The sequence below is a fragment of the Bacillus sp. OV322 genome (assembly GCF_900112495.1).
Classification (GTDB): domain Bacteria; phylum Bacillota; class Bacilli; order Bacillales; family DSM-1321; genus Peribacillus.
This window is the reverse complement of sequence record NZ_FOMA01000001.1, coordinates 588028-612099: the sequence shown is the minus strand read 5'-3', so window position 1 is coordinate 612099 and position 24072 is coordinate 588028. Positions and strand designations below refer to the sequence as shown.

Sequence of the window (24072 nt, the reverse complement as noted above, 5' to 3'; positions counted from 1 at the left end):
GAAAGAAAATAATCAGGATTTTTTCGCCTTTAGTTTCTCCAAATAGTTTAGTGCGTCATTGAAAGAGTCAACTGGCACAATTTTCATTTTTGTTTTGATATCCTTCGCAGCCGCTAAAGCATCCCGGTAATTTGAGTGGAGCCTTCCTTTTTCATTAGGAGCAAAGAAAATCTGTGCACCCGTTTCATCTGCCGCTACAATTTTTTGCTGAATCCCGCCTATCGGACCCACTGACCCGTCCTCTGACATTGTGCCTGTTCCGGCTATTTGATAGCCTTTTGTAAGGTCGCCTTTCGTCAGCTGATTATAAATTTCCAAAGTAAACATCAGCCCTGCTGACGGCCCGCCGATTTGATCGGTATTTATGGAAACAGCTGGAGTGGTTTCAGGTTTTTTATCATCATCCAATGCAATTCCTATTCCGGCCCTTTTTGGATCTTCTTTAAAGGTTTTCAGAGGCAGCACTGCCGTTTTTTCGGAGTTCCCTCTTTCATATACAAGGGTGATTTTGTCGCCTGCTTTCTTTTTCCCTACATAATCCATGAATTCTTTTGATGAATGAAACTTCAGGTCATCAACTTGTACAATTTGATCCCCTGCATGCAATTTGCCATAAGCAGGCATGCCTTTTACTGCCTCAAGCACATATACCCCTAAATACTTAAAGGAAATCGGCTTATGCGCCTTTTCATACGCAACCTTGATTGCGCTATTTTTCGAACCATCCATCATGTGCAGCTGCGTGACATTGTATTCCTCATCCGTTTGGCTTTCGTCACGAATAGCTCTTTCAGGATACAACTCCTGATACTTGCTCATTTTCGCAATAATATACGAATAAATATTGGCTCTTCCCATTCTTACAGTTGTCAGCATGAAGCTTCCTTTTGCTTCATCGCCCCCCTGAACTTTCACTATAGGCTCTAACTCTTTTGCCATTCCAGGTTTAGTTACATAGTAAGGCAGGTAATAAAACGCGGACGCACAAAGAATGATAATCGCAGCCAGGAAAGAGCGAAAAAAAACTTTACGGCTCATTTATAGCAGACTCCTTCCAAGTTTCAATGCATTTCTTAATTTCTTTTACATGTTTTTTTGCTTCTTCTTCTCCAATAGTAATTATTTCAAGAATATTTGTAAATGATTTTGAATTGTATTTTCCGGCATCCGGCCGGATCATGACATCAGATGCAACTTTTCTGTTTTCCGCGAGCTCCCGCTGCATAATATCAAGGCTTTGCATGATAACATCATAAATGGATGATATTTCCGCCTCCTGCTTAAAATGCGACACATCAACACCTATAACAATGTCAGCTCCCATGCTTTTTGCCACCGAAACCGGAACCCGGTCTGCCACCCCTCCGTCAACCAGCAGCCTGTCACCAATTTTTTCCGGAACGAAGATTCCCGGAATTGAAATACTCGCCCTGACAGCTTCAGCAATCGGCCCATTATCAAAAATGACCTTTTCACCTGTCTTAATATCTGTAGCTACAATTGATACTGGTATTTCGGTGTCTTCGAGATTTTTCCCATATGTAAACATCCTGATAAACTCCTTGATCCGCTTGCCGGAAATAAAGCCCATCTTAGGAATTGTAAAATCCAGATAGTACTTCCGCTTAAAAGTCTTCGCAAGCTGATACAGCCTTTCAATATCAGGACCTGCCCCGTAAAATGCTCCTACAAGAGCCCCCATGCTGCTTCCAGCTATCATATGGACAGGTATTCCCTCTTCTTCCAGAATTTTAATGACTCCTGCATGAGCGAAGCCCCTCGCTCCTCCAGAGCCAAGCGCAAGGCCGATTTTGGGCTCTCTCAAGGCCGCTCCCTCCTTTGATTCACGTTCATAACATTCCTTTAAAGTTATGGTCTTAAAATGAATTCTATGTGCATATTGTGTAGGACAGGGCCAAGATTATTTTTGCATCCGTGCAATTTTAAACAATTATAAAAAGCATGGGCCATCCATAAGACAGAACATCCAATTTATGTTTTCATGCATATTCCCTTCTGGAGGAGGCTAAGAAGTTTTGTTTAAGTCAAAGATTAAATCTCTTACATTAGCGGCTTTCATTACAACAATTGCAGGAGCACTCATCACCTTTCCGCAAGAATCCTTTGAAGCTTCCATCAGGGGACTGAATATGTGGTGGGAAATTGTTTTTCCCTCCTTGCTTCCTTTTTTCATTATTTCAGAAATGCTCATTGGTTTTGGCGTAGTTAAATTTATTGGTGTTCTGCTCGAGCCGATGATGAGACCATTATTCAGAGTTCCTGGGATAGGAGGATTCGTATTGGCAATGGGAATGGCTTCAGGCTTTCCCTCTGGCGCCAGATTCACAGCAAGGATGCGCCAGGAAAACCAGATCAGCAGAATAGAGGCAGAAAGATTAGTATCCTTTACTAACTCCTCTAATCCTCTTTTTATATTTGGTGCCGTGTCTGTAGGATTTTTTCATAATTCCAATCTCGGAATCATCCTGGCTATATCCCATTATGCCAGCAATATTTGTGTAGGACTTATTATGCGTTTTTATGGTAAAGAGGATGTGCCAAAAAAAACTGTAAAATATAAATCTATTTCCATTAAACAGGCGTTAAGGCAAATGCATATTACCAGGCTCCAGGAAAAGAGACCGCTTGGCAAACTTCTTGGCGATGCCGTGATTTCATCCATTCATAGCCTGCTTTTAATTGGCGGATTTATCATTTTGTTTTCTGTGATCAACAAATTGCTTTATCATATGAATATCACAGATTTACTGGCAAAAGGAGTGGAATTTTTATTATCTTTTATCGGGTTTCCAGAAACATTGAGCACTCCTTATATTGCAGGTTTGTTTGAAATCACCCTCGGTTCTCAAATGACAAGCGGGGCTGCAAATGCATCGTTAATGCAGCAGGCAGTCATAACAAGCTTTATATTGGCATTCAGCGGCTTCAGTGTACAAGCACAGGTGGCCAGTATTCTTGCTGAGACAGATATCCGGTTTTTCCCATTTTTCGCAGGAAGGATCCTTCAGGGATTTATAGCGGCCTTTATTACTTTTCTTGTCTGGAAACCAGTTTACGAACGCTTCAGCTATATAAGCAAACCTTCCAATGCTCATCCCGTATCCGGAATAGGCGAAGGCGGATTCACCATTTCCATCTACCACACCGTGGTACAGTGGGGGCCGCTTTTTACCATCCTCTGTTTAATTTTGTATATTTTCATATCATCTGCTAAGATGAATCAGCATAAGAAATAGCGCAGGGTGCTAAGGGATATTGGCACAAAAAAAAAGGATGCGGCGGCATCCTATTTTTTTTGTGCAGAATTAAATTTTTCATGAAGGGCATCTTTCACAATGGCCGGCACCAATTCTGAAATGTCCCCCCCATATTTGGCAACTTCTTTTACAATGCTTGAGCTGAGGAAGGAATACTGGTTATTTGTCATTATGAAAAATGTTTCAATCTTTTCATTAAGCAATCTGTTCATTGATGTACCCTGCATTTCGTATTCGAAATCCGAAATGGCTCTCAGTCCCCTGATTATGGCATCTGCCTTTATACTTTTTGCATAATCAACCAGGAGCCCCTGAAATGAATCCACTTTAACATTCGGAATATGCTCCGTTGCTTTTTGGATAAGCGCCAGCCGGTCCTCAATCGAAAAAAGTGAGTTCTTTGCTGAGTTATTCAGTACGACCACATATACTTCTTCAAAAACTTTAGCGCTTCTTTGAATAATATCAAGATGGCCGAATGTAATCGGGTCAAAACTACCTGGACATACTGCAATTTTAGACATTGTTTGAGTCCCCCTGTCCGCCTTCCCCATTTTCAAAGCGGTATATGGATACAGCAATCATTCCATAAATTTCTTTTTTCCATTTTATGAAACCGCTGACTTTTTCCGGCAGCACCACATCGCTGCCGTGCTCACAGACTATAAAACCATCATTACTAAGCAATTTCCCTGTATATATGGACTCCAGCAGATCTACCAGCTTTTGTTTTTTATATGGAGGATCCAGTAAAATGAGCTTAAAGGAAAGCTCTCTTTTCATCAATGCCTTGATGGCCCTCTCTGCATCATTTTTATATACTTCTGCTTTTTCTGTAAAACTGCAGGCTTGCAAATTGGCTTTGACCGTCTGCAGGGCCTTATATTCCCGGTCGATAAATATCGTTTTATCGATTCCCCTGCTTAAAGACTCGATCCCCAGTCCGCCGCTGCCTGCAAATAAATCCAATGATAATCCGCCGTCGAAATACGGGCCAATCATATTAAAAATTGATTCTTTCACTTTATCAGTTGTTGGACGGGTACCAGTACCTGGTACTGCTTTTAATGGTCTTCCTTTACAACTTCCGGAAACGACCCTCATATTCTCACCACATTTTTTGACAAATTTCTACCACTACCTATCCTAACATATTCGAATATGTGAGCCAATACATTTTAAAGCATGAACTGCCAGCCAGTCGATCCTGCATTAGTTTTCACTAACTCTCAATATATAAACTGGCTTTTATGCAGGATGTTTAGTACTGAAGGCTATAATTCACCTGTGAATGCCATTAGCAGCACACCAAGACATCCCTCTGGAAAAATTCTTTGTTTTTGAATAAAAAAGGAATAATCGGCCATAATGTATTGTAACAACATCACTGTTTCAGGTGTTGTTGCCAACCGCGGAGAAGACTTACGTTTCCCCATAAGCTCTTCCTCCGGTTTCTCCTCTCCCTTTGCCTTCTTTCCTTTTATAAAGGATATAGAAGGACCTGCAGTAATTTCTGCAGGTTTTTTTATTGGCTGTTTTCGTAAACTTTGCTGTTATGGAACAAGGGGCTGATTTCCGCTCCAGGATGCCCGCTTTCCGTGTGGTGAGCCTCACAAGCAATGTACAGTGTCTCACTTTTCCCGCTTTTCCTGCAGGAGACTCGCACCTTAAATCCAATCAGCCCTGTTTAACAACGGGATCGCTTCACAGAACAAATTAAAAAACAGCAATCTTTAAGAAAAGAGCCTTTGATCTGCCTAATAAAGGATCTTTGAACCACCATGCCTTCTAATTCGTGCAGGAACATGATAAAGTAAAAGAGATTATGTTTTAATAGGAGAGATGCAGTTGATACAGCGTTTTATTGAGCTTGGAACAGGTTATTCAGATATATACGAACTTATAGAAATAGGCAGGTCAAATCAGAACCGTATCCTGCGCTTGCTTGCTTTGCATACAGAAATGGAAGGCAAACAGGTTATATCCCCGGTTATTGTCCTTCAGCCGGCACAGCCCGGGAATTTCCAGCCTTTATACATATGCAGGGAGGGAATTCCCAGCCCCCGCCTAAAGCCTAATAAGCGGTATGGACTATTTGAGGAATTAGCAAAGGAACTCGGAAAATCCATTATTGAACTGGAAGTTAAGCCATCAAATTTGTATAGTGAAAAAGAGCTATATTTTCAGCATTTAATAGGGATATTACGAATGAATAAATATTTGCCTCCAATGAGCTGAAACCTCTTCAGGCTCCTGCACCCTGTCTTAGAAGGCCATTCAGCTGTAAATTCAGGGAACATGCAAAATAAAAAAGCTGACTCGCTTAAAAGAGTCAGCTTTCTTTAAATACCCATCTTATAATCATATTCCTTCGCTTTATCTGGTTTTGAATTTTCATATTCCAATTTCAAAAAGGGTTTATAGGACAGATCAACTTTTTTTACGAAGGAATAAGACTTCAGCTTTTCTGCTAAGGCTTCTACATCATCCATATTTGTATAAATCACCACATATTTAAGTTTTTTTGATACAAAATGGATATTTCCGAATTTCCTGAGCATCTTTGCTTGTTTTAATGTATGTAAATACACGATAATACCTTGTCTCGCTCCAAACATAATAGACTGACTCCCTTATTCAAGGTTTTCATTAAGTGTAGCACAGCGCAAACTTTTCTTTCAACTAGAAAAGTTTATCACAACGTAAGTTTAGGGAAAAAATGGGTAAGAAAGGATGTTGATTAATGGAACTGGAGCCGATATGGAATTCTTTTATACACTATCTCACTAAGGAAGAAGGCATCCATAAAGTGTGGTATAAGAAGATTGCAGGACTGCCATTTTTATATATCCAATATTCAGAAGATTCACTTTCTCCCGATTCGCTTTCAAACCTGATAAAGCAAGCATCTGCAAGATCCATGCGGGGCAAACGGCTACACAGTGTCACGATCTTTGTACGCAGGGAAACGGGCCTGAGTGTCTTCAGGCACCGGTTTTACGTTCCGCAGCAGAAAATGTTCTGCTGCGGAAATTTATGTGATGATTGCATCTTGTACAGAAATGATGGCTAACAGAATCATCATATTATGGCACAAAAAAAAGCCTGTTTCCAGGCTTTTTCATGCTAGGCAGAGCAGGAACAGCTTCCTCCCGAACCGCAGCCCCCGCCGCAGCTTGACTGTGATTCAAAAAATGGATTTCCTGAAGGAACCTTAATGTTAAACGAAACGGCTTGGCCTATTTTAAGGCTCATTTCATCCAGAATACCCTGCAGCTCTGTTTCAGCTCTTTTAAATTCTGCAATGGTTGGATGAAGATCCATATCACGCTTAGAGTGCCTGATTTCAAGATTCACCCGTTTATATTCAGGATGATATTTCCCGAATCTCTGTACCTCTTCATACAAATCTTTAAGAGAAGAAAATTCCCTTATTTTCCGCTGCGCTTCACTGTCATTACGCATATTATATAAGCTTTGAAAATAATTTTCCCCAAGCTCTGATTGTATAACCATTTGCGCCAATTCATCGGCTCTTTGCAAAATGTCCGCTCTTTCAATAGTAGCAAGCATAAACTAGCTCACCTCCACCACTATCTTAACATTATTGGCAAAGTTATGCCATTCCTTTGATTAAATGCTTGAATGAATATGTACTAAAAATTCCTTAGATAATCCTGTAGGCATGTGTGCCATATCCACTACTTCCATCTTTATTTTATGTTTTCCGGCAGGAATATCTTTAATGATAAAAGCGGCAGTTTTCATATTTCTCACCTTTTTTTCATCAAGATAAACGGCAACTTCAGCCTGTTTTTTTTCTCCCGAAGCACTGAAGGTATAATTTTTCATATAAACTTCTGCGTAAATGCTGCTTCCCTTTAAATAATAGTGAATTTTAAAATCGTCGCTATTAATTTCAGTAATCCCTGCTTGTGCAGCTGCTTGGCTGTTTGGTGAAAATCCGATGGTTTGCAAAAGCGGCGTGGTAATATGGCTGCATGCTGCGTAAATCAGCAGCATGATTATCGAGCATCTGATAGCTTTCATTCTTTCACCCTCCTTTGCACTATTCTCTGCAAAAAAAAGCAAAATACACATCATTTGTGAATATTCACTGCCCTTTCCATAAAGGCTAGCTGTTTCCAGGTGTATTCATCGCCTGGAACATGGACATCATCATGGAGGCAATTTGGACTCCATCTGAAAATTTGGAAATACGATGCGGAATGGATTTTTTAAAGAAATATGTGGCTTCTGTTTCCATGCTTGCAAGCAGCTGCGGGTTCCTCATAAGTTTTCTGTACCAAATCGGCTGCAGACGGAGATAGTTTCTTAAGTCTTCGCTTTTTTCTATTACGCTGTAAATGTCTTGTCTCATATAATCACCCTCTTTCTAATCCTTTCTAAATTGAAACGGATTGGGTCGTGCATTTTCTCTTTTTGGTTCTTCTGATTTACTTTGTTCTCCTCCCTGAAAAGAAGAAATGACCCCCTGGATTGCACCAAGAGCCTGATTTGCATTTGAAATATATTTTTGGATCTGAGTTATATCCATACCTTTAAAAACATTAAGCAAGTTTCCAATCAAATCAGATTTCTCGTCGTTTGATGCTTCTTCTTTAACAGTGTTTCCTTCTTGATATTTTTCCCACTGCTTGTTTCCTTCACCTAATAAATACCATTCCTCAAACAAAGCCTGCCAGGTATACTTGCCCTGTCTTACTTCCGTTCTTAGCTTCGGATGATTTTGGACAAATTGCCTGAACTGTTCTACGGATGGACGGCGTTTATTGGCCATTCTTTTCACCTCGCTTTAAGACATTTGCCTACCTACAGAGTATGCAAAAATGTAAAAACTGTGCATCCGCTGTACAAGCAGGCATGCAAATAAATATAATAATGAATAAGATATGGAGGGGTTTTCATGGAAGATCAATTATCAGTGCAGTTTCAGGAACTCGCAAAAACAGCAAACGAGGAAGAACTAAGAGTTCTGTCTTTTTTATTGAAGGGACTAAAAGAAAGAAAAACACAAAATGGAACATACATCTCAAAGCTCCTGCAATTAAGCAGCGAGCTGGGTGAAAACAGCTTGACCATGTCCATGCCCATCTCAAGCCTAGTGCATAATAACCTTGGCATTGTACACGGGGGAGTGATTGCCACTTTAACAGACACAGCAATGGGCACCCTCGTAAACACTGTGCTTCCGGAAGGAAAATCTGCGGTAACAGCAGAGATACAGATTCACTACCTCCATCCGGCAAATGGAAATAAGCTGACATGCAAAGCTGTCTTCATTCACAAAGGAACCAAAACCATGGTGCTAGAAGGAAAGGTATACCTGGAAAATGGCACATTATGCGCTCATTCCACAGCCACTTTTTACATGATAGCTGCAGAACCAGTTTAAAAGAACATAACGCTTGCGGCATAGCACCTCTTTTTAGCAGACTGCTGCAAGCGTAATGCAAAAGATAACACATCTTCCTGAACCAGTGCAGTCAGTCATCATTCACCACACGGAATGTTTTTTGAATTTACCTGGATATGATGTGTGTTAACCATTTGCTTATATGGCTCCTCATGCCGGCTTTGCTTCCAAAGATAAAAAAAGAAGCCCCACGATCCTGCCGGGACTTCCTTAATCACTATTTTGCAATGAAATTCTGGGTATAATAGTTATGATAAACTCCAACGCCAATATCTGTGAACTCGCCGCTCAGGAGGGCTTCACGGTGCCCCTTGCTGTTCAGCCAGCCCTCCATCGCTTCAATCGCATCTATATAATGGGCAGCGATGTTTTCACCAGCAGCCCGATAAGTAACATCACCCTTTTGCAGTCTTTCTGTTAAATCTCCCTTTGTCGGAGAAGTATGCGAAAAATAATCGCCTATCGACATATCATTGCTGTGAAGAAAAGCAACCTCTGCAATTTGTTCATCCCATTTGAGCTCTGAAAGCTTAAAACGGTCCCTCATGACATTGGTAATATCAAAAATCTGTTTTTTATTGCCCAGTTCGACTTTTTTCCATTCTTCATCAGTCAGTTCCTTATTTTTCAGGAGTGTACCGTGATAAGTCATTTCATAAGGGCTGATTTTAAGCAAAGCATCTTCATTTAAAAAACGGATGCTCGATACCGTACCGGTAAACTTATCAAGATAAAGCTGGGCATAAACGTTTCCCATTTTAACAAGTGGGCGCATATTCATATCTTCCTCCGATAGTTCAAATCGGTATGAACTGCCTTTTTCATTAATATTAACCGAGGTCTCGAAAAAAAGGCTTGAATATAATTCATCTATCGGCTGTCCGATTTTAAATGGCATCACGTTAACCCTGCTGCCAAGCCCATATGCAGATATGACCTTCCCATTCTCCACCGCCAGCTGAAAATAATGCTTTCTTTCCTTATTATAAATCCACCACTCATAACCAAACGCAGAAAGATCAACCCTCGCAGGCTTGCCATATGTTTTCAGTGCACGGGATGCAGGTTTGCCAATAATAGAGGCAATTCCCTCACGAGGCTGCTTTAAACTCCCGCTTTCTTCATGTTTATTTTTTTCCTTGATGGTTTGACTGTCTTCTTTAGGATTTACATCATTTTTTCCGTATAGAACGGGGTTTTTCCCGCTGTCATTTCCAATATTGAGATATATGCCTATCAAAAAAAACAAAATCACTAAAATGAAAATTTTTGCAAGTGTACGCAGAGGATTCCTCCCCCTCTCTTTCTCTTAATGGAATCAGGGTTGCAAACTTAGAGGATATTAGAAGCACCGCAATAGAATGCGTATTAGTTTTCCTTAAAAAAGCTTGGTGCAGAATTTTTAAAAACGCATTCAAAATAAAAAGCGTATTTTCTTGCTGAATGGCTCTAGAAAGTAAAGAAATTCCGAAACAGTCTAGAATCAGCACCAATTGCCTGACACTAAAGGTTTTTTTTATTATAGCATTGTTTTTTTATGAATAATATAAATCATACTTATAAAACATCGTGCTGAATATTAAGAATTCATGAAGGAAATCCTGCCGTTTTTTCGATTACATCCATAACAATGGATGAACTAATTGCAACTTAGTTAATTTCATACTATTATAAAAATATAGAACAATCTGTAACCGCAAACATTTTTGGGAATTTTATATATTTTATTCATATAGTATTCCATAATTTGTTTTGTCATTCTATCGATTCAATTTCATATTTTAGACTTCTGCCGCAGGGATATTTCCAGGACAATGATTCCCCCGGCTTCAGAGCACCAGCCCCCGGCAAATCATATATCAGTATGAAATTGATAATTTTCAACTTATTAGGAGGGTAATTGAAGTGAAATTTGAAAGCTATGGTTTTAATCAATTAACAGCAGAGTTAAATAGGCTAGATGATGTAATGAACAGCCACGGTTTAGTGAGAGCTGAGCAATGGGATTATGAAAGAGTAAATTATGACCGGAAATTCGAATTACAGGAAGGCGTTTTTTACCTTCGTGTCCAGGGCTACTCTGTTGAAGGAGACGTAGGCTCCCATAAAGCTGTTATTAAACTATTGGTTCCTTTGTTAGGCAAGCACTATTACCCTCATGGCCTTGAGTATGGAGAAGGAGAGCACTTTCCCGCTTCACTTATTAAGCAATGTGAAAAAACCCTTGCTGCAGTCAAGGCTGAACTGGATGAGTTTAACGGACTATAATATAATAGCACTGCCGAAAACAAGGAGAATATCCATGGTTTTGGCATAAGAAAGCAAAAAAAACCCTGGTCAGCAAGACCAGGATTTTTTTGTTTTGTTTACATATTGCCCAAAATGGCTTTTATGACAGATGTTGTATCTCCGCCTTTATAAAACACATACAAAAGCAGATAAACAGCTACTCCAGTAATAGCGGTAAAAAACCAGATGATGCTGGTAACCGGGCCAATTTTCCTGTGTTTAGCAAATTTTTTATTATACGCAAGTGCCAGGGTCACAATCCCAAAAACTCCTCCAGTGGTTGCGAGGGTAATATGGAAGATTAAAAAAATTGTATAATATACTTTAATTTTATCCGGACCGCCAAAGGCAGTATTTCCAATGAAAACTGTGCGGGTCGCATAAATCAAAAAGAAAATCAGCGCGAATACAGCACCAGTGACCATGGCCTTTTTATGCGCTTCAATGTTGCGCTGCTTAATCAGGTACCAGCCGATTGCAATCATGATTGCACTTAATACGATAAAAGCGGTGCTGATTGTAGGGAGAATTGGTAAAGACATAGGATAGTTAAACGCCCTCTCTATTTATATTCATCTCATTCATTTTATAAAACGTTTTGTTAAAATACAATATAATACTCCCCCTTTCGTAACAGAACGCTCACTTTTCCGCAAAAAATATGGCATCCCGCATCAAGCAGAATGCCATATTTTCATTTCACAAAATCAAAATCTAAAGCGGGATCAATTTTTTTTGATTCTCCATTTTCCTGCCGGTACCAGGAAAAGAAGATATACCCTAACAAGATGCCATACACAATTTCCTGAATAATTTTCATTAGGACCCCTCCGAGCTGCTGATCCTCAAGCAAAGGAAGTCCATTGAAAAGCTCCGGCCCGCTTAACTGGATTCCTGATAAAGCAGAAGATGGAACACAGAGCGCCATGGCACTCGACCATGCTTGCGGATTGGAAAATGTATGGTAAATCGGGTGATCCGCAAAAATAATAAGCGCACAAGCCGGTGTCAGCAAAATGGCGCTGCCGAAAATATATCCGACTTTCTTTAGCCCTGAAAGACTTTCTCTTTCCGGCAGTGTATTCAATAATGGAAACCACATGAATATGGCGGCAATAAACAGGACTATAGTATACGTACTGTGCAGCCACATGTTCACCTTGATAAAGTCAAATATCAAAGGGATGTGATAGAAAGAAAAAAGCCCGTTAAAAACAATCAGAGCAATCAAAGGAACCGTAAAGAAATTAAAAATAGTATCCAAGCCCTTCATGGAAAACAGCCATCTAAAAAGCCAGCCGGGAATGCTAATAATAAATAATGGAGCAATCACGAGATAAAGGATAGCCATCTGTGACATATGGACACTGAACATAATATGCCCAAGCAGGTCAACCGGCGACCCTTTTATTATATACAGCAGCAGCATCGTTACAGAAAAGATCAAATTTTGTCCTGCAGGCACTGGTGCGTTTCCCGCGAATACATATCTATACTTCGTGACCAATAACAAGTAACCAACAGTTAAGATGATCAAAGATGCAAAAAAGTATGGACTCCACAAGGCCTGAAAACCAAATATATCAATTGACATACAATCACCCCTTTAACACATTTGCTGCCAGTCCCTTTTACCCGTTTTGTCAGGTGCTGTTTTCGGTGATATATATAGAAAAACCGGCTCAATTTCAGCCGATTTTCCTTATAAAATCAAATCCAGACAATAGTCAGGAACGTTAGTATGGCAATGGACCCCACCGCTAACCCTGCATATATAAATATGGTTATCGTTTCGTGGCCCTTATGCTTCATATGCATGAAATAATACAATTGAAATATTACCTGTACAACAGCCAGAAGCAAAATAAATGGCTTAGTGAACCAATGTGAAAAACCGTCATACTTCACTGCAAAAAAAGCGATTAGAGTAAGGAAAATCATGAGCGTAAAAGTAATAAGCTGATGCTTCATTTCCTCAGCATTTTTTTTGCGGCGATACGTTAAATTCACATTAGGGTTAGCTGAATTTGATTGATCATTCGCCATCAGTTTATCCCACCATTCCCATTAGATATACAACTGTAAAGATAAATACCCATACTACATCAATAAAATGCCAATACAGGCTTGCAATATAAAATTTAGGCGCATTATATAAATTGAGTCCTCTTTTTGCATTTCTCAGCATTAAGGATAAAAACCACATTAGACCAAAGGCAACGTGGCCTCCATGAAATCCTACAAGCGTATAGAAGGCAGATCCAAATGCACTGCTTGTAAACGTATGATGGAATTCATGAACATAGTGATTAAATTCATACACTTCCAGTCCGAGGAATCCAAAGCCGAGCAAAACTGTTACCACAAGCCAGGATTGCATTTTACTGAAATCCCGGTTCTTCATATGAAAAATTGCATAAACGCTAGTCAAAGAGCTTGTAAGCAAAAGCATTGTGGCAACAAATGTTAAAGGCAATTCAAATAAATCTTTTGCAAGGGCAGCACCATCATTCGGAACTTTGTCCTTCAAAGCAAGATAAGTGGCAAATAAAGAAGCAAATAATACAGTCTCGCCGCCTAGAAACAGCCAAAACCCCAAAAACTTATTTTTTCCTTCAAGAGTGGCTTTTTCTGGAGCAGCTGGCCAGGTTATGTCAGTGAATTTTTCATCTGCATGCATTACGCCTTTACCCCCTTATCTTCATCCTCTAGCAAATCCTCTTTATGAATATGGAAACCATGGTCATCGATCACTGATCGGAGAAGCATGGATCCAAATGTAATCGCAAGGCCAAGGATGATTACAGGTATTGCCCAAGTTGCTTTATCAGCATGATACATCGCACCGAAAGCTGCAACAAACAGACCAAGTGAAGTGGTCACAGGCAGAATGGATGAGTTAGGCATATGGATATCACCCAGCGGCTCTGCAGGTGTATAAGTATTCTTCCCTTCCATTTTTTCAATCCAAAAGGCATCTAGTCCGCGGACAAGCGGCGTTTGTTTGAAATTATAAAATGGCGGCGGTGAAGGAATGGACCATTCAAGCGTGCGCCCATCTCCCCAAGGGTCATTTCCTACTTTTTCATTTTTAACAGACGTCATAACAATATTGACAAGCATTACCAGTACTCCGATTGCCATTAAAAATGCTCCCACTGTACTTATCATATTGGCCGTCTCGAAACCTTGGCCAGGCAGATAGGTAAACACACGGCGAGGCATCCCCATGAGTCCTAAAAAATGCTGAACAAAGAATGTTAAGTGGAAACCTATCAGGAAAAACCAGAACGAAATTTTCCCGAGAGCTTCGTTTAAAATTGTTCCGAACATTTTTGGCCAGTAAAAGGTTATTCCCGCAAGCAAGCCTAAAACTACTCCGCCTACAATTACATAATGGAAATGTGCTACAACAAAATAACTGTCATGATACTGATAATCTGCTGGAGCAGCGGCAAGCATGATGCCTGTTACTCCTCCCATTGTAAAAGTAGGAATAAATGAGACAGCGTAAAGCATTGGCGTTGTGAACTTTACACTGCCGCCCCACATGGTAAAGATCCAGTTGAAGATCTTGATGCCTGTAGGGACAGCAATAGCCATTGTTGCAACCGCAAATATGGCATTCGCAATCGGGCCCAGTCCTACCGTAAACATATGGTGAGCCCATACCATGAAACCAAGGAAACCAATTAAAACGGTAGCGAATACCATTGAAGAATATCCGAATAATCTTTTCCTTGAGAATGTTGCGAATATTTCAGAGAAAATACCAAACGCAGGCAGAATGAGAATATATACTTCAGGATGGCCGAATATCCAGAAAAGATGCTCCCAGATTATCGTATTCCCTCCAGCTGCTACTTCAAAGAAATTAGCCCCGAACATCCGGTCGAACATCATTAGCGTTAACCCTACTGTCAAAGGAGGGAAAGCAAAAAGAATTAATGCCGAAACCACGAATGTCGACCAGGTCAAAAGCGGCATCCGCATATAAGTCATGCCTGGTGCACGCATGTTAATGATGGTAACGAGAAAATTGACTCCCGCTATTAATGTTCCAAATCCCGAAATCTGCAGTCCGAGTATATAAAAATCAACTCCATGTCCAGGAGAGTTCATGGCGAGGGATGCATATGACGTCCATCCTGCATCCGGCGCTTTTCCAAAAAACCAGGATAGGTTCAGGAAAACGCCTCCAAAGAAGAATAGCCAAAATCCAAGCGAATTCACATATGGAAATGCGACATCCCTCGCACCTATCTGCAGAGGAACAACTGCATTCATCATCGCAAAAATCAGCGGCATGGCCGCAAGGAAAATCATTGTTGTGCCGTGCATCGTTATAATTTCATTATATAAGCCTGCACTTACGAAGTCATTATTCGGCACTGCAAGCTGAATTCTTATAAACATTGCTTCCAGTCCGCCGACTACAAAGAACAGTCCGCCTGTAATAAGGTATAATATGGCGATTTTCTTATGGTCAACTGTTGTAAGGAAATCCCAAATCGTTGCGCCAAATCCTTTTTTCTTAGCGTGCGTACTCACAATCCAACCCCCTATTCAATCAATATTCCCCTATTGTTCTTCCACTTTCAGACCCATTAAGTATGCAGAGAGTGCATCCAGCTGCTGATCTGTAAGCTTTCCGTATTTTCCGGTCATTTTATTGCCCGGTTTATACTCTTCAGGATTTTGAAGCCATTTTTTCAGATTTTCTTCATTATGCTTTAAAACACCAGCAATCCGTTCCCGCTCCCCAAAGTTAGCTAAGTTTGGCGCCTGGCGTGCTTTTTCAGGCCTTGCATCTGTAGGGGTAACCGCATGGCATCCAATACAGGATTTGTTAAACACTGCTTCGCCCTCTTTTGAAAGATTTCCAGCAGCAGCCGGTTTTTTAACCGCTTTCATATCTGCTGCCCACTGATTAAAATCTGCCTTGGATTTAGTTTTCACCTTAAAATCCATAAGTGCATGGGATGGACCGCACAGTTCAGCACACTTACCATAGAACATGTTGCCGACGTCCTCTGATTTCTTCGGATCAAACTCCAGCCAGAATTTATTTACTCCATCAACATTGGTATCCATTTTACCTCCTACTGCAGGAATCCAAAATGAATGCTTCACATCGGAAGCCTTTAAATTGAAGTAAACCTTTTGGCCAGTCGGGACTACGAGTTCCTGACTGGTGACAATCCCTAAATCAGGATATTCAAATTCCCACCAGTATAAGTTGGCCCTTACATTTACTACAAGGGCATCCTTCGTCTTCCCTGCTTTATCTTTCTTTTCCATGGCTTTTGTATCCGCAAAGTCAAACGTGCTTATAACAGTAGGAACAGCCAGGACGATTAAAAGGATAATAGGAATAACAGTCCAAATGATTTCAAGTTTGTGATTCCCTTCAACCTGCCTGGGAATTGATTCATCCCCTTTTCTGCGGCGGAAGCGCACCATTACAACAGCGAAAAGCACAATAACAGCAACGATTACCAGTACCATGATCATCGTGCTGAGGATCATCAGGTCATACTGTTTTTTCGCTACTTCTCCAGCTGGCGTTAATGCAGACAGGTAAGGCTTTCCGCACCCGGATAGAATTAGCGCCAAAATTGCAAAAATTGAAAACAGACGCCATTTTTGCAGCTTTTTTTTCATAGCTTATGAAACCCCTCTTTCGTCAAAATTTCACATATTCTAAAGATGTGAATGGTTAATAAAATTCTCTCTATATAAATTCTGCAAATCAGAAAGAATCCCCAAAAAAAGGATAGGAATCAAGCTTTATTATGTATGCCGGTACAAAAGATGATGTTCTGTTATGTATTAAACTATCCGGCAATTCAAGAAGCTGCCGGATAGTCATTTAATTATATTACGGTGACGATAACCATAGCAACATACAAAATGGTCATGTAATTCAAGGAGTAGACAAACATTAGCCTGGCCCATTTTAAATCGTCTTTCATTTTATAGCCGTAAAGGCCAAGTGCAAGCCATCCGGCCGTCAGTACTGAAGCCAGAATTACAAGCGGAAGGCCCAGTGAGGTAAGAAAGAATGGAACGGCAACAAGGCATGCAACCCACAAGACAATAGACCGTTTCGTTGCTTTGAATCCTTTTATGACTGGAAGCATTGGAATGCCTGCCGCCCGGTATTCTTCCACACGTTTCATTGCCAAGGCATAAAAGTGGGGAGGCTGCCATAGAAACATAATCATAAATAGCACCCAAGCCATTGTATCAAGACCCGGATCGACAGCTGCCCATCCGATAAGCGGAGGAACGGCACCGGAGATGCTGCCTACAATCGTATTTGAGACAAAACGCCGTTTAGAAATCATTGTATATAGCACTACATATGAAAAAACACCGATAAAGCCGATGAATGCAGCAGTCATATTTGTTAAGCCAAGCAAAAACAGCCCTAGTGCGATTAGAATGAGACTAAGTGTCAATACCTTGGCAGGACTGACTTTTCCAGTTACAGTAGGTCTGTTTTTGGTTCTTTCCATCAAATGATCGATATCGCGGTCATAAAAATTATTTAAGCTGCATGATCCCGCAATGATTAGTGCTGAACCAGCCAGGACGAAGAAAACAGTGTCAAGATTAGTTAAAAAATGCATGCCTGAAAAATGAAGAGCCAGCCATAAGCCCGTAAAAGTCGTAATCATATTGGAATTTACTATTCCAACTTTGATAAGCGCCGTAAAGTCTTTCCAGGCAGTTGTTTCTGGAATAAGGGATGCTTCGCCGTTTTTTATGTCGGCTTCTGTCAGTGCCCTGTTAGACATATATGTTCCTCCTTTGAATATTTCAGCAAACACAAAAAACGTCTTCTGCTTATTATTTCATATTTTTTTTTTGCATTTGCAATCAAGGAAGTGTCAACAAAGAATCAGCTTCATTCCTATATCACTGTCAACGAAATCCTAATATAATATATTTTATTTCTATATCATTATATTACCACGAATAAAAGTTTAAGTATCCTTCTTGAGTCTATTAAATCATACTTTAATCCAATTTTGTGGATTTTTTTTGTATAATTTTTGACCAAATTGTGACTCAATCTCTATAATTTCAAGAATCTCCTGCTATTAAAAACCCTGAATGCCAAACGGGCCGGGTGCTGTAATCCCTTTCCCGTAAATATTCCTCCTTCTTAACACGGCATCGTCCCGCAGGCACTATTCACACATGGAATTTTAATTACTTTGCTATATATACTATCCCTTTCTCCCCTATTAGTTTTATCAGCTGCACAGTGCATTTTCAAACATCCAGCTTGTAAGAGCGTTTACATTTTTTATTTACAATTCTTCAAAAAAGAGGTAAGTTGAATAATATCAAAAAAGTTTAATTATTGAGTTTTTTTGAAATAATTCTTTTCTTTTATGCTATGATTAACCAATAAAGGCCAATATGAACAGCAAGCGATTCAACGAATGCTTATCGTGCTTATAGCGAACTTAGAATTAAAGAGGTGAGACTGGGTGTATCGGGCATTAAAGTGGTTTGCGGTATTAACGACAATAGGAATGCTTTTAATATTGCTGGGCGGCGCTCTTGTAACTAAAACTGACTCAGGAATGGGCTGCGGACGTTCCTGGCCTCTATGTGAAGGAAGGTTTGTCCCTTCGGATATTACTCCTGCTCTCTTGATTGAACTGGCACACCGCCTCATTTCCGGTTCAGTGGGATTCATGGTTTTAATACTTTCGGTCTGGTCCTGGAAAAGCATTGGCCATATCAGGGAAACAAAGCTTCTGTCACTTATGTCTTTCATTTTTTTGGCAGTACAGGCACTGATTGGTGCAGGAGCTGTGCTTTGGGGTCAATCCAGTTTTATTATGGCCCTTCATTTTGGGATTTCCTTAATATCCTTTGCCTCAGTGCTCCTGCTGACTCTTCTTATTTTTGAGGTGGACAAAAAATTCGATGCAAAAAAACTGATCGTCGATAAAACGATGAAATTCCATATATACGGACTGATGATTTATACATATATTGTGGTCTATACAGGGGCACTTGTCAGGCACACGAAATCCAGCCTGGTATGTAAAGACTGGCCTTTGTGCGTAAACAGCAGCCCCTCTCTCCCAGGCAATCTTTACGAATGGGTGCAGATGGGGCATAGGGGTGCTGCCGGATTAATTTTTATCTGGGCTGGGATTGCTACCTACACTGCCATAAGCAGATACAGACATCAAAAAGTAATTTATTGGGGATGGATAACCGCTTTTTCCTTAATTACTTTCCAGGCACTTGCAGGCATTCTGATTATCGTTACGAGGCTAAACCTAATCGTTTCCCTTGCACATGTAGTATTCATTTCCTGCTTCTTTGGCGTATTGAGTTATTTGCTGCTTTTAACAAGCCGGAGCAAGAAAAACAGTTTTTCTGCCCAGGCACAGATCGCCTCCAAAAATAAGGTTGTTAATCTCCAGCCTTCGCAAAAGGGTAATATTATATAGCGAAGCAGGTCCCGCTCATGGCGGTACATCATTCGGGCCAGAAACAGAAAAAAGGCATCTCTATGAGATAGCCTTTTTTCTGTTTCTTTAAAACGGGATGCTTTAAAGTCTGCACTCTTTCTGATTATTTACTTCTCGATTTCAATGAGCAAATCTCCAGTGCTGATACCTTCGCCGTCTTTAACATGTATTTCTTTAATGGTTCCTGAATAAGGAGCCTGTACAGTAGTTTCCATTTTCATGGCTTCAGTTATAATCAAATGGTCGCCTTGTTTCACCTTTTCTCCCTTTTCAGCAACGACACGCAATACTGTTCCTGGCATTGTTGCTCCAATGTGAGATGGATCCTTGGGATTTGCTTTCATTTTGCTTTGGACAGATGATTTAATGCTCTCATCCTTAATGACAACCTCGCGGGACTGGCCGTTCAGTTCGAAATAAATGGCCCTGGTTCCATCGGCCTCTGCCTGGCCGATAGATACTAGTTTCACAATCAGTGTCTTTCCAGTTTCTATTTCAACCTCAATTTCTTCTCCAAGCCTCATTCCATATAAAAAGGTAGGAGTGTCCAGGTTTGAAACATCCCCAAACTGTTCAATCGTTTTCACATAATCAAGAAAAACCTTTGGATATAGGGCATATGCCAGCGCATCAAAGCTTGTGACAGGCCTGTTGATTTCCCTGTATAGCTCTTCTTTAAGACTATCGAAATCGACATCTTCAAGAAGCTCTCCCGGCCTTACCGTAATTGGCTTCCTGTCTTTCAATATGGCCTGCTGCAGTTCTTTTGGAAAGCCTCCGCTTGGCTGGCCAAGATAACCTTCGAACAATTCAATAACTGAATCCGGAAAATCAATTGATTTTCCTTTTGCTATAACAGCTTCCTCATCCAAATCGTTTTGCACCATGAAAAGTGCCATGTCTCCTACCACTTTTGAAGAAGGTGTAACTTTTACAATATCGCCAAACATGGCATTGACTCTTTGATACATCTCTTTTACTTCATTCCAGCGTTCACCCAAACCGACTGCTTTTGCCTGCTGCTGCAAGTTGCTGTACTGGCCACCAGGCATTTCATGCTTGTAGATTTCTGTATGGGGCGCCACCATGCCGCTTTCAAAATCCTTGTAATACTCCCTGACACCTGCCCAGTACCCTGATAATTCCTCAAGTGAATCAATATCAAGCTTAGGCTGCCTTTTTGTGCCTTCAAGGGCATAATACAAAGTCTGGGAACTTGGCTGTGAAGTCAGCCCTGCCATGGAGCCGATAGCTGTATCGACAATATCCACACCTGCTTCTATTGCCTTTGCATACATGTAAATCCCGTTTCCGCTCGTATCATGTGTATGCAAATGGATGGGGATATCAATAGTATCCTTTAACTCAGAGATCAGGCGATAAGCAGCCTCAGGCTTTAGCAGCCCTGCCATATCTTTTATACCAAGGATATGTGCTCCCTGATTTTCCAGTTCTTTTGCCAAGTTTTTATAATAATCAATATCATACTTTCTTCTCGATGGATCGTTTATATCACCTGTATAGCAAATCGCGGCTTCAGCTACTTTTCCGGAACTGCGGACTGAATCAATCGCAACTTCCATTCCTTTAACGAAATTAAGGCTGTCGAAAATCCGGAATACGTCAATTCCAGCAGAAGCAGATTTATCGACAAACTCTTTAATTACGTTGTCTGGATAATTTTTATATCCGACAGCATTGGATGCACGCAGCAGCATTTGAAATAAAACATTCGGCGCCTTTTCGCGCATCCGGAGCAGCCTGTCCCAAGGATCTTCCTTAAGGAAACGGTATGCGACATCAAATGTTGCCCCTCCCCACATTTCCAGGGAGAATAAATGAGGCAAAAGCTTGGCAGTAGGTTCCGCTATTTGAAGCAGATCCCTTGTTCTGACCCTTGTTGCAAGCAAAGACTGATGGGCATCGCGGAATGTAGTATCGGTGATGAGGACTTCATTCTGCCCTTTGATCCAATTCGCAAGACCTTCTGGACCCATAGCTTCAAGAATCTGTTTGGTTCCGCTTTGAATATCCTTGCTTGTTTTCAGCCTGCTGATATCCACTTTGTCAAAAACCGGTTTTTTCTTTTTTTCAATTCCCGGAAATCCATTTACTGTAACGTTCCCTATATAACTGAGCATTTTCGTGCCCCGGTCTTTTCTTTTAGGAAAAACAAACAGCTCAGGAGTGTCATCAATAAAGGAAGTATCGTATTCTCCCTTTTTGAATTTCTCATGTTTAATAACGTTCTCTAAAAATGGAATGTTCGTTTTGATGCCTCGTATCCTGAATTCCTTTAAGTTCCTGACCATCTTGGCGGCCGCTTTTTCAAAGGTCATGCCGTGTGTTGACAGCTTTACAAGCAATGAATCATAAAAAGGTGTTATAACCGCTCCCTGAAAGGCGTTACCGGCATCCAGGCGCACCCCAAAACCTCCGCCTGACCTGTAGGCCATGATTTTTCCGGTATCAGGCATAAAGTTATTTAAGGGATCTTCCGTTGTGACACGGGACTGAATGGCAAAGCCATGTGTTTGTATATCTTCCTGTGCAGGAATGGCCGTTGTCGAGTCGTGAAGCTCAAATCCTTCTGCTATTAAAATCTGTGACTGAACAATGTCAATGCCTGTTACCATTTCAGTAATGGTATGTTCAACCTGAACCCTTGGATTGACTTCAATAAAATAAAATTCATCATTTGCCACAAGGAATTCGACTGTACCTGCATTGATGTAATTTACATTTTTCATTAAATTTACAGCCGCTTCACAAATACGTGTCCGCAATTCCGCAGAAATCGATACAGACGGAGCTACCTCCACAACCTTTTGATGCCGTCTCTGAACAGAACAATCCCGCTCATGCAGATGTACGATATTTCCATGTTTGTCACCCAGAATCTGAACCTCTATATGCTTTGGATGCTGAATGAATTTTTCGGCATACACTTCATCATTGCCGAAAGCGGCCTTCGCTTCTGACTTTGCACGCTCATATGCCTCCTGCAGCTCTCCGGCATTATTGACGATCCTCATGCCGCGGCCGCCGCCGCCCAATGATGCTTTAATAATAATAGGAAAACCATTTTTTTCACCAAATTCTGCGACATCTCCCAAACTTCCAATGGGCCCGTCACTTCCGGGAATAACCGGGATTTCAGCCTGTACAGCCTGGTACCTTGCTTTTACCTTATCGCCGAACATATCCAAATGCCTTGTTTCAGGGCCTATGAATATAATCCCTTCTTCTTCGCAGCGTCTTGCAAAATCAATATTCTCCGATAGGAATCCGTATCCAGGGTGAATGGCATCTACACCGCTTCTTTTTGCAATTTCAATAATGCCTTCAATATCTAAATAAGCATCGATTGGCTTCTTTCCTTCGCCGACTATATACGCTTCATCAGCTTTATAACGGTGATAAGAGCCAGAGTCCTCTTTGGAATAGATGGCAACTGTCCGAATATTCAGCTCGGTACATGCCCTGAAAATCCTGATTGCGATTTCTCCCCGGTTTGCAGCAAGGATTTTTGTAATACGACTTTTTTTCATAATAGCACCTACTTTTATGTATTTTAGCTGAATTGCTTATTTCATATTTGCCATGGGGGACACCTCAGAAAGATTCTTACAAAAATCTGATACCGGCACCCTTCAAATATTGCAATATGAAATGGACATGAATATATTGAAAAAAAGAACGGAGAACAATCTCGGTCTTTTACTTCACAATTTTAATGGAAATAGCCCTATACGTTTCGATAAATAAACATGGCAGATTCCAAAGAAATTCCCTGTTAAGATAATCCAATTATTTAAATATAATATTTATAGGGAATAAACAGAAAATAATGAATATGATTATGTATCCTTTAAAAATAATACTTAAACAATAATACGAAAATATTCTGAATTCAATAAAAAAATCATTTACAGCAACTTTTTTATCATTATATATAAAAAAACCATTTACTGAAATAAAAATATTTGTTTACAGCATAAAACGGGTAATAAAAAAACTCAAAGAATCTGTTCGATTACTTTGAGTTTATTATCCTGCAGGTTTATTTTCGCAAGGAAGCCTCATGTAAAGCTGATAATTCTCTTTCGAGTTCTTCTAATAAAGCTTTTCCCTCTGAACCATCCACAAGTCCCAGACGGACAGCAAAATCTATTTCACGGGACAAGCCGAACATTTGAGTATCGAGAACCTCTTCATAAAGAGGGCATTGAGGCATAGTAAGATTGTCCATTTGTACTTTAATTAGCTTCAGAATCTTGTCAGCATCTGCTTTTAACAAAGCATAGGCTTTTTCTTGATGATTAACAAGCATTTCAGATGCCATAATAAATCCCCCCGCTCAAAAAGCGATTAAATCTTATCTATAAATTTTACCCTTACTTTCATGAAAAAGCAAGGAACTTATAAGTTTACAAGGGCTCCGTTTTACTGCAGGAGTCACTCAGGATTCCTGCCTCTTATTTGCCTGAAAGTAACTCAGCGTCACACCAAAAGGGAACTGCAGGGATTTTCGATTTCAAACTGATGCACGTTTTTCATT

Annotated in this window: 26 protein-coding genes; 6 read left to right on the top strand and 20 right to left on the bottom strand. The window is 40.4% G+C overall.

The features are described 5' to 3' along the window. Nucleotides 1-12: 12 nt before the first annotated feature. Together BM126_RS03075 and BM126_RS03070 are read right to left on the bottom strand one after the other, a co-directional pair. Nucleotides 13-1038, bottom strand: a complete 1026-nt coding sequence (locus tag BM126_RS03075) for a SepM family pheromone-processing serine protease (protein WP_090988015.1) — start codon at nt 1036-1038, stop codon at nt 13-15. Next, on the bottom strand, nt 1028-1825 hold the full coding sequence (locus BM126_RS03070) for a patatin-like phospholipase family protein (RefSeq protein ID WP_090988013.1): 798 nt from the start codon (nt 1823-1825) through the stop codon (nt 1028-1030). Before BM126_RS03070 ends, BM126_RS03075 begins: the two co-directional genes overlap by 11 nt. 211 nt (nt 1826-2036) lie before the next feature. Between BM126_RS03070 and ylbJ the strand changes: the two genes are divergently transcribed. Beyond that, a complete protein-coding gene (ylbJ, locus tag BM126_RS03065) occupies nt 2037-3257 on the top strand; it encodes a sporulation integral membrane protein YlbJ (RefSeq protein ID WP_090988011.1) in 1221 nt (406 codons plus the stop codon). A 50-nt stretch (nt 3258-3307) separates the two neighbouring features. On the opposite strand, the gene coaD is transcribed toward ylbJ, so the two are convergent. The 3 genes from coaD to BM126_RS22160 form a co-directional block, all read right to left on the bottom strand. After that, entirely contained in the window at nt 3308-3802 is a 495-nt protein-coding gene (coaD, locus tag BM126_RS03060; RefSeq protein WP_090988010.1) for a pantetheine-phosphate adenylyltransferase, read from the bottom strand. Then, nucleotides 3795-4382 (bottom strand): 16S rRNA (guanine(966)-N(2))-methyltransferase RsmD, encoded by a 588-nt coding sequence (gene rsmD / locus BM126_RS03055; RefSeq protein ID WP_090988007.1) that lies wholly within the window; start codon nt 4380-4382, stop codon nt 3795-3797. The genes coaD and rsmD overlap by 8 nt, the downstream gene beginning before the upstream one ends. A 170-nt stretch (nt 4383-4552) precedes the next feature. Continuing rightward, the gene (locus BM126_RS22160) at nt 4553-4714 is read right to left on the bottom strand and encodes a hypothetical protein (RefSeq protein WP_177201291.1); all 162 of its coding nucleotides are present in this window, start codon (nt 4712-4714) and stop codon (nt 4553-4555) included. Between the two features lie 412 nt (nt 4715-5126). Between BM126_RS22160 and BM126_RS03045 the strand changes: the two genes are divergently transcribed. After that, nucleotides 5127-5516, top strand: a complete 390-nt coding sequence (locus BM126_RS03045; protein ID WP_090988003.1) for a DUF7147 family protein — start codon at nt 5127-5129, stop codon at nt 5514-5516. A 104-nt stretch (nt 5517-5620) separates the two neighbouring features. Here BM126_RS03045 and BM126_RS03040 read toward each other — a convergent pair whose 3' ends face one another. Continuing rightward, complete coding sequence (locus BM126_RS03040; RefSeq protein ID WP_071349394.1) at nt 5621-5896, bottom strand: YlbG family protein; 276 nt, start codon at nt 5894-5896, stop codon at nt 5621-5623. Between the two features lie 125 nt (nt 5897-6021). On the opposite strand from BM126_RS03040, the gene BM126_RS03035 reads away from it, so the two are divergent. Further along, on the top strand, nt 6022-6351 hold the full coding sequence (locus tag BM126_RS03035) for a hypothetical protein (protein WP_090988001.1): 330 nt from the start codon (nt 6022-6024) through the stop codon (nt 6349-6351). Nucleotides 6352-6404: 53 nt separating this feature from the next. On the opposite strand, the gene BM126_RS03030 is transcribed toward BM126_RS03035, so the two are convergent. From BM126_RS03030 to ylbD, 4 genes are all read right to left on the bottom strand, one after another. Then, nucleotides 6405-6851, bottom strand: coding sequence for a YlbF/YmcA family competence regulator (locus BM126_RS03030; protein WP_090987999.1), 447 nt, complete (start codon nt 6849-6851; stop codon nt 6405-6407). Between the two features lie 60 nt (nt 6852-6911). Further along, nucleotides 6912-7328, bottom strand: a complete 417-nt coding sequence (locus BM126_RS03025; protein WP_090987997.1) for a hypothetical protein — start codon at nt 7326-7328, stop codon at nt 6912-6914. Between the two features lie 85 nt (nt 7329-7413). Next, complete coding sequence (locus BM126_RS03020; RefSeq protein WP_090987995.1) at nt 7414-7659, bottom strand: YlbE-like family protein; 246 nt, start codon at nt 7657-7659, stop codon at nt 7414-7416. Nucleotides 7660-7674: 15 nt separating this feature from the next. Next, nucleotides 7675-8079 carry a YlbD family protein gene (gene ylbD, locus BM126_RS03015; protein WP_090987993.1) on the bottom strand — a complete coding sequence of 135 codons (405 nt, stop codon included), beginning with the start codon at nt 8077-8079 and terminating at the stop codon, nt 7675-7677. A gap of 126 nt (nt 8080-8205) precedes the next feature. Here ylbD and BM126_RS03010 point away from each other — a divergent pair, with 126 nt between their 5' ends. Continuing rightward, nucleotides 8206-8694 carry a PaaI family thioesterase gene (locus BM126_RS03010; protein ID WP_090987991.1) on the top strand — a complete coding sequence of 163 codons (489 nt, stop codon included), beginning with the start codon at nt 8206-8208 and terminating at the stop codon, nt 8692-8694. Between the two features lie 238 nt (nt 8695-8932). Here the strand turns inward: BM126_RS03010 and BM126_RS03005 are convergent, their stop codons facing one another. Then, complete coding sequence (locus BM126_RS03005) at nt 8933-9970, bottom strand: CAP domain-containing protein (protein WP_256212960.1); 1038 nt, start codon at nt 9968-9970, stop codon at nt 8933-8935. 650 nt (nt 9971-10620) lie between these two features. Between BM126_RS03005 and BM126_RS03000 the strand changes: the two genes are divergently transcribed. Beyond that, nucleotides 10621-10983: a YugN family protein gene (locus BM126_RS03000; protein ID WP_071349387.1), complete on the top strand. Its 363-nt coding sequence runs from the start codon at nt 10621-10623 to the stop codon at nt 10981-10983. A 98-nt stretch (nt 10984-11081) separates the two neighbouring features. On the opposite strand, the gene BM126_RS02995 is transcribed toward BM126_RS03000, so the two are convergent. From BM126_RS02995 to cyoE, 7 genes are all read right to left on the bottom strand, one after another. Further along, nucleotides 11082-11546 carry a DUF420 domain-containing protein gene (locus BM126_RS02995; protein WP_090987989.1) on the bottom strand — a complete coding sequence of 155 codons (465 nt, stop codon included), beginning with the start codon at nt 11544-11546 and terminating at the stop codon, nt 11082-11084. Between the two features lie 152 nt (nt 11547-11698). Further along, nucleotides 11699-12598 (bottom strand): cytochrome c oxidase assembly factor CtaG, encoded by a 900-nt coding sequence (gene ctaG, locus BM126_RS02990; RefSeq protein ID WP_090987987.1) that lies wholly within the window; start codon nt 12596-12598, stop codon nt 11699-11701. Between the two features lie 116 nt (nt 12599-12714). After that, complete coding sequence (gene ctaF, locus BM126_RS02985) at nt 12715-13050, bottom strand: cytochrome c oxidase subunit IVB (protein WP_071349384.1); 336 nt, start codon at nt 13048-13050, stop codon at nt 12715-12717. 4 nt (nt 13051-13054) lie between these two features. Further along, the gene (locus BM126_RS02980; RefSeq protein ID WP_090987985.1) at nt 13055-13684 is read right to left on the bottom strand and encodes a cytochrome (ubi)quinol oxidase subunit III; all 630 of its coding nucleotides are present in this window, start codon (nt 13682-13684) and stop codon (nt 13055-13057) included. Next, the gene (gene ctaD / locus BM126_RS02975) at nt 13684-15555 is read right to left on the bottom strand and encodes a cytochrome c oxidase subunit I (protein WP_090987983.1); all 1872 of its coding nucleotides are present in this window, start codon (nt 15553-15555) and stop codon (nt 13684-13686) included. The genes BM126_RS02980 and ctaD overlap by 1 nt, the downstream gene beginning before the upstream one ends. 30 nt (nt 15556-15585) lie before the next feature. Next, nucleotides 15586-16668 carry a cytochrome c oxidase subunit II gene (coxB, locus tag BM126_RS02970; protein ID WP_090987981.1) on the bottom strand — a complete coding sequence of 361 codons (1083 nt, stop codon included), beginning with the start codon at nt 16666-16668 and terminating at the stop codon, nt 15586-15588. Nucleotides 16669-16880: 212 nt separating this feature from the next. After that, on the bottom strand, nt 16881-17807 hold the full coding sequence (gene cyoE, locus BM126_RS02965; protein WP_090987979.1) for a heme o synthase: 927 nt from the start codon (nt 17805-17807) through the stop codon (nt 16881-16883). A gap of 702 nt (nt 17808-18509) precedes the next feature. On the opposite strand from cyoE, the gene BM126_RS02960 reads away from it, so the two are divergent. After that, nucleotides 18510-19490 (top strand): COX15/CtaA family protein, encoded by a 981-nt coding sequence (locus BM126_RS02960; protein WP_090987977.1) that lies wholly within the window; start codon nt 18510-18512, stop codon nt 19488-19490. 128 nt (nt 19491-19618) lie between these two features. Here the strand turns inward: BM126_RS02960 and pyc are convergent, their stop codons facing one another. Both pyc and BM126_RS02950 read right to left on the bottom strand, forming a co-directional pair. Beyond that, nucleotides 19619-23062 carry a pyruvate carboxylase gene (gene pyc / locus BM126_RS02955; RefSeq protein ID WP_090987976.1) on the bottom strand — a complete coding sequence of 1148 codons (3444 nt, stop codon included), beginning with the start codon at nt 23060-23062 and terminating at the stop codon, nt 19619-19621. 512 nt (nt 23063-23574) lie between these two features. Next, a complete protein-coding gene (locus tag BM126_RS02950; RefSeq protein WP_071352842.1) occupies nt 23575-23856 on the bottom strand; it encodes an Fpa/YlaN family protein in 282 nt (93 codons plus the stop codon). Between the last annotated feature and the right edge of the window lie 216 nt (nt 23857-24072).

What these genes read in the sequence shown, in the direction of transcription:
- BM126_RS03075 (WP_090988015.1), bottom strand. Translation starts at nt 1,038, where the DNA reads ATGAGCCGTAAAGTTTTTTTTCGCTCTTTCCTGGCTGCGATTATCATT.
- coaD (WP_090988010.1), bottom strand. Translation starts at nt 3,802, where the DNA reads ATGTCTAAAATTGCAGTATGTCCAGGTAGTTTTGACCCGATTACATTC.
- rsmD (WP_090988007.1), bottom strand. Translation starts at nt 4,382, where the DNA reads ATGAGGGTCGTTTCCGGAAGTTGTAAAGGAAGACCATTAAAAGCAGTA.
- BM126_RS22160 (WP_177201291.1), bottom strand. Translation starts at nt 4,714, where the DNA reads ATGGGGAAACGTAAGTCTTCTCCGCGGTTGGCAACAACACCTGAAACA.
- BM126_RS03040 (WP_071349394.1), bottom strand. Translation starts at nt 5,896, where the DNA reads ATGTTTGGAGCGAGACAAGGTATTATCGTGTATTTACATACATTAAAA.
- BM126_RS03035 (WP_090988001.1), top strand. Translation starts at nt 6,022, where the DNA reads ATGGAACTGGAGCCGATATGGAATTCTTTTATACACTATCTCACTAAG.
- BM126_RS03030 (WP_090987999.1), bottom strand. Translation starts at nt 6,851, where the DNA reads ATGCTTGCTACTATTGAAAGAGCGGACATTTTGCAAAGAGCCGATGAA.
- BM126_RS03025 (WP_090987997.1), bottom strand. Translation starts at nt 7,328, where the DNA reads ATGAAAGCTATCAGATGCTCGATAATCATGCTGCTGATTTACGCAGCA.
- BM126_RS03020 (WP_090987995.1), bottom strand. Translation starts at nt 7,659, where the DNA reads ATGAGACAAGACATTTACAGCGTAATAGAAAAAAGCGAAGACTTAAGA.
- ylbD (WP_090987993.1), bottom strand. Translation starts at nt 8,079, where the DNA reads ATGGCCAATAAACGCCGTCCATCCGTAGAACAGTTCAGGCAATTTGTC.
- BM126_RS03010 (WP_090987991.1), top strand. Translation starts at nt 8,206, where the DNA reads ATGGAAGATCAATTATCAGTGCAGTTTCAGGAACTCGCAAAAACAGCA.
- BM126_RS02995 (WP_090987989.1), bottom strand. Translation starts at nt 11,546, where the DNA reads ATGTCTTTACCAATTCTCCCTACAATCAGCACCGCTTTTATCGTATTA.
- ctaG (WP_090987987.1), bottom strand. Translation starts at nt 12,598, where the DNA reads ATGTCAATTGATATATTTGGTTTTCAGGCCTTGTGGAGTCCATACTTT.
- ctaF (WP_071349384.1), bottom strand. Translation starts at nt 13,050, where the DNA reads ATGGCGAATGATCAATCAAATTCAGCTAACCCTAATGTGAATTTAACG.
- BM126_RS02980 (WP_090987985.1), bottom strand. Translation starts at nt 13,684, where the DNA reads ATGCATGCAGATGAAAAATTCACTGACATAACCTGGCCAGCTGCTCCA.
- coxB (WP_090987981.1), bottom strand. Translation starts at nt 16,668, where the DNA reads ATGAAAAAAAAGCTGCAAAAATGGCGTCTGTTTTCAATTTTTGCAATT.
- cyoE (WP_090987979.1), bottom strand. Translation starts at nt 17,807, where the DNA reads ATGTCTAACAGGGCACTGACAGAAGCCGACATAAAAAACGGCGAAGCA.
- pyc (WP_090987976.1), bottom strand. Translation starts at nt 23,062, where the DNA reads ATGAAAAAAAGTCGTATTACAAAAATCCTTGCTGCAAACCGGGGAGAA.
- BM126_RS02950 (WP_071352842.1), bottom strand. Translation starts at nt 23,856, where the DNA reads ATGGCATCTGAAATGCTTGTTAATCATCAAGAAAAAGCCTATGCTTTG.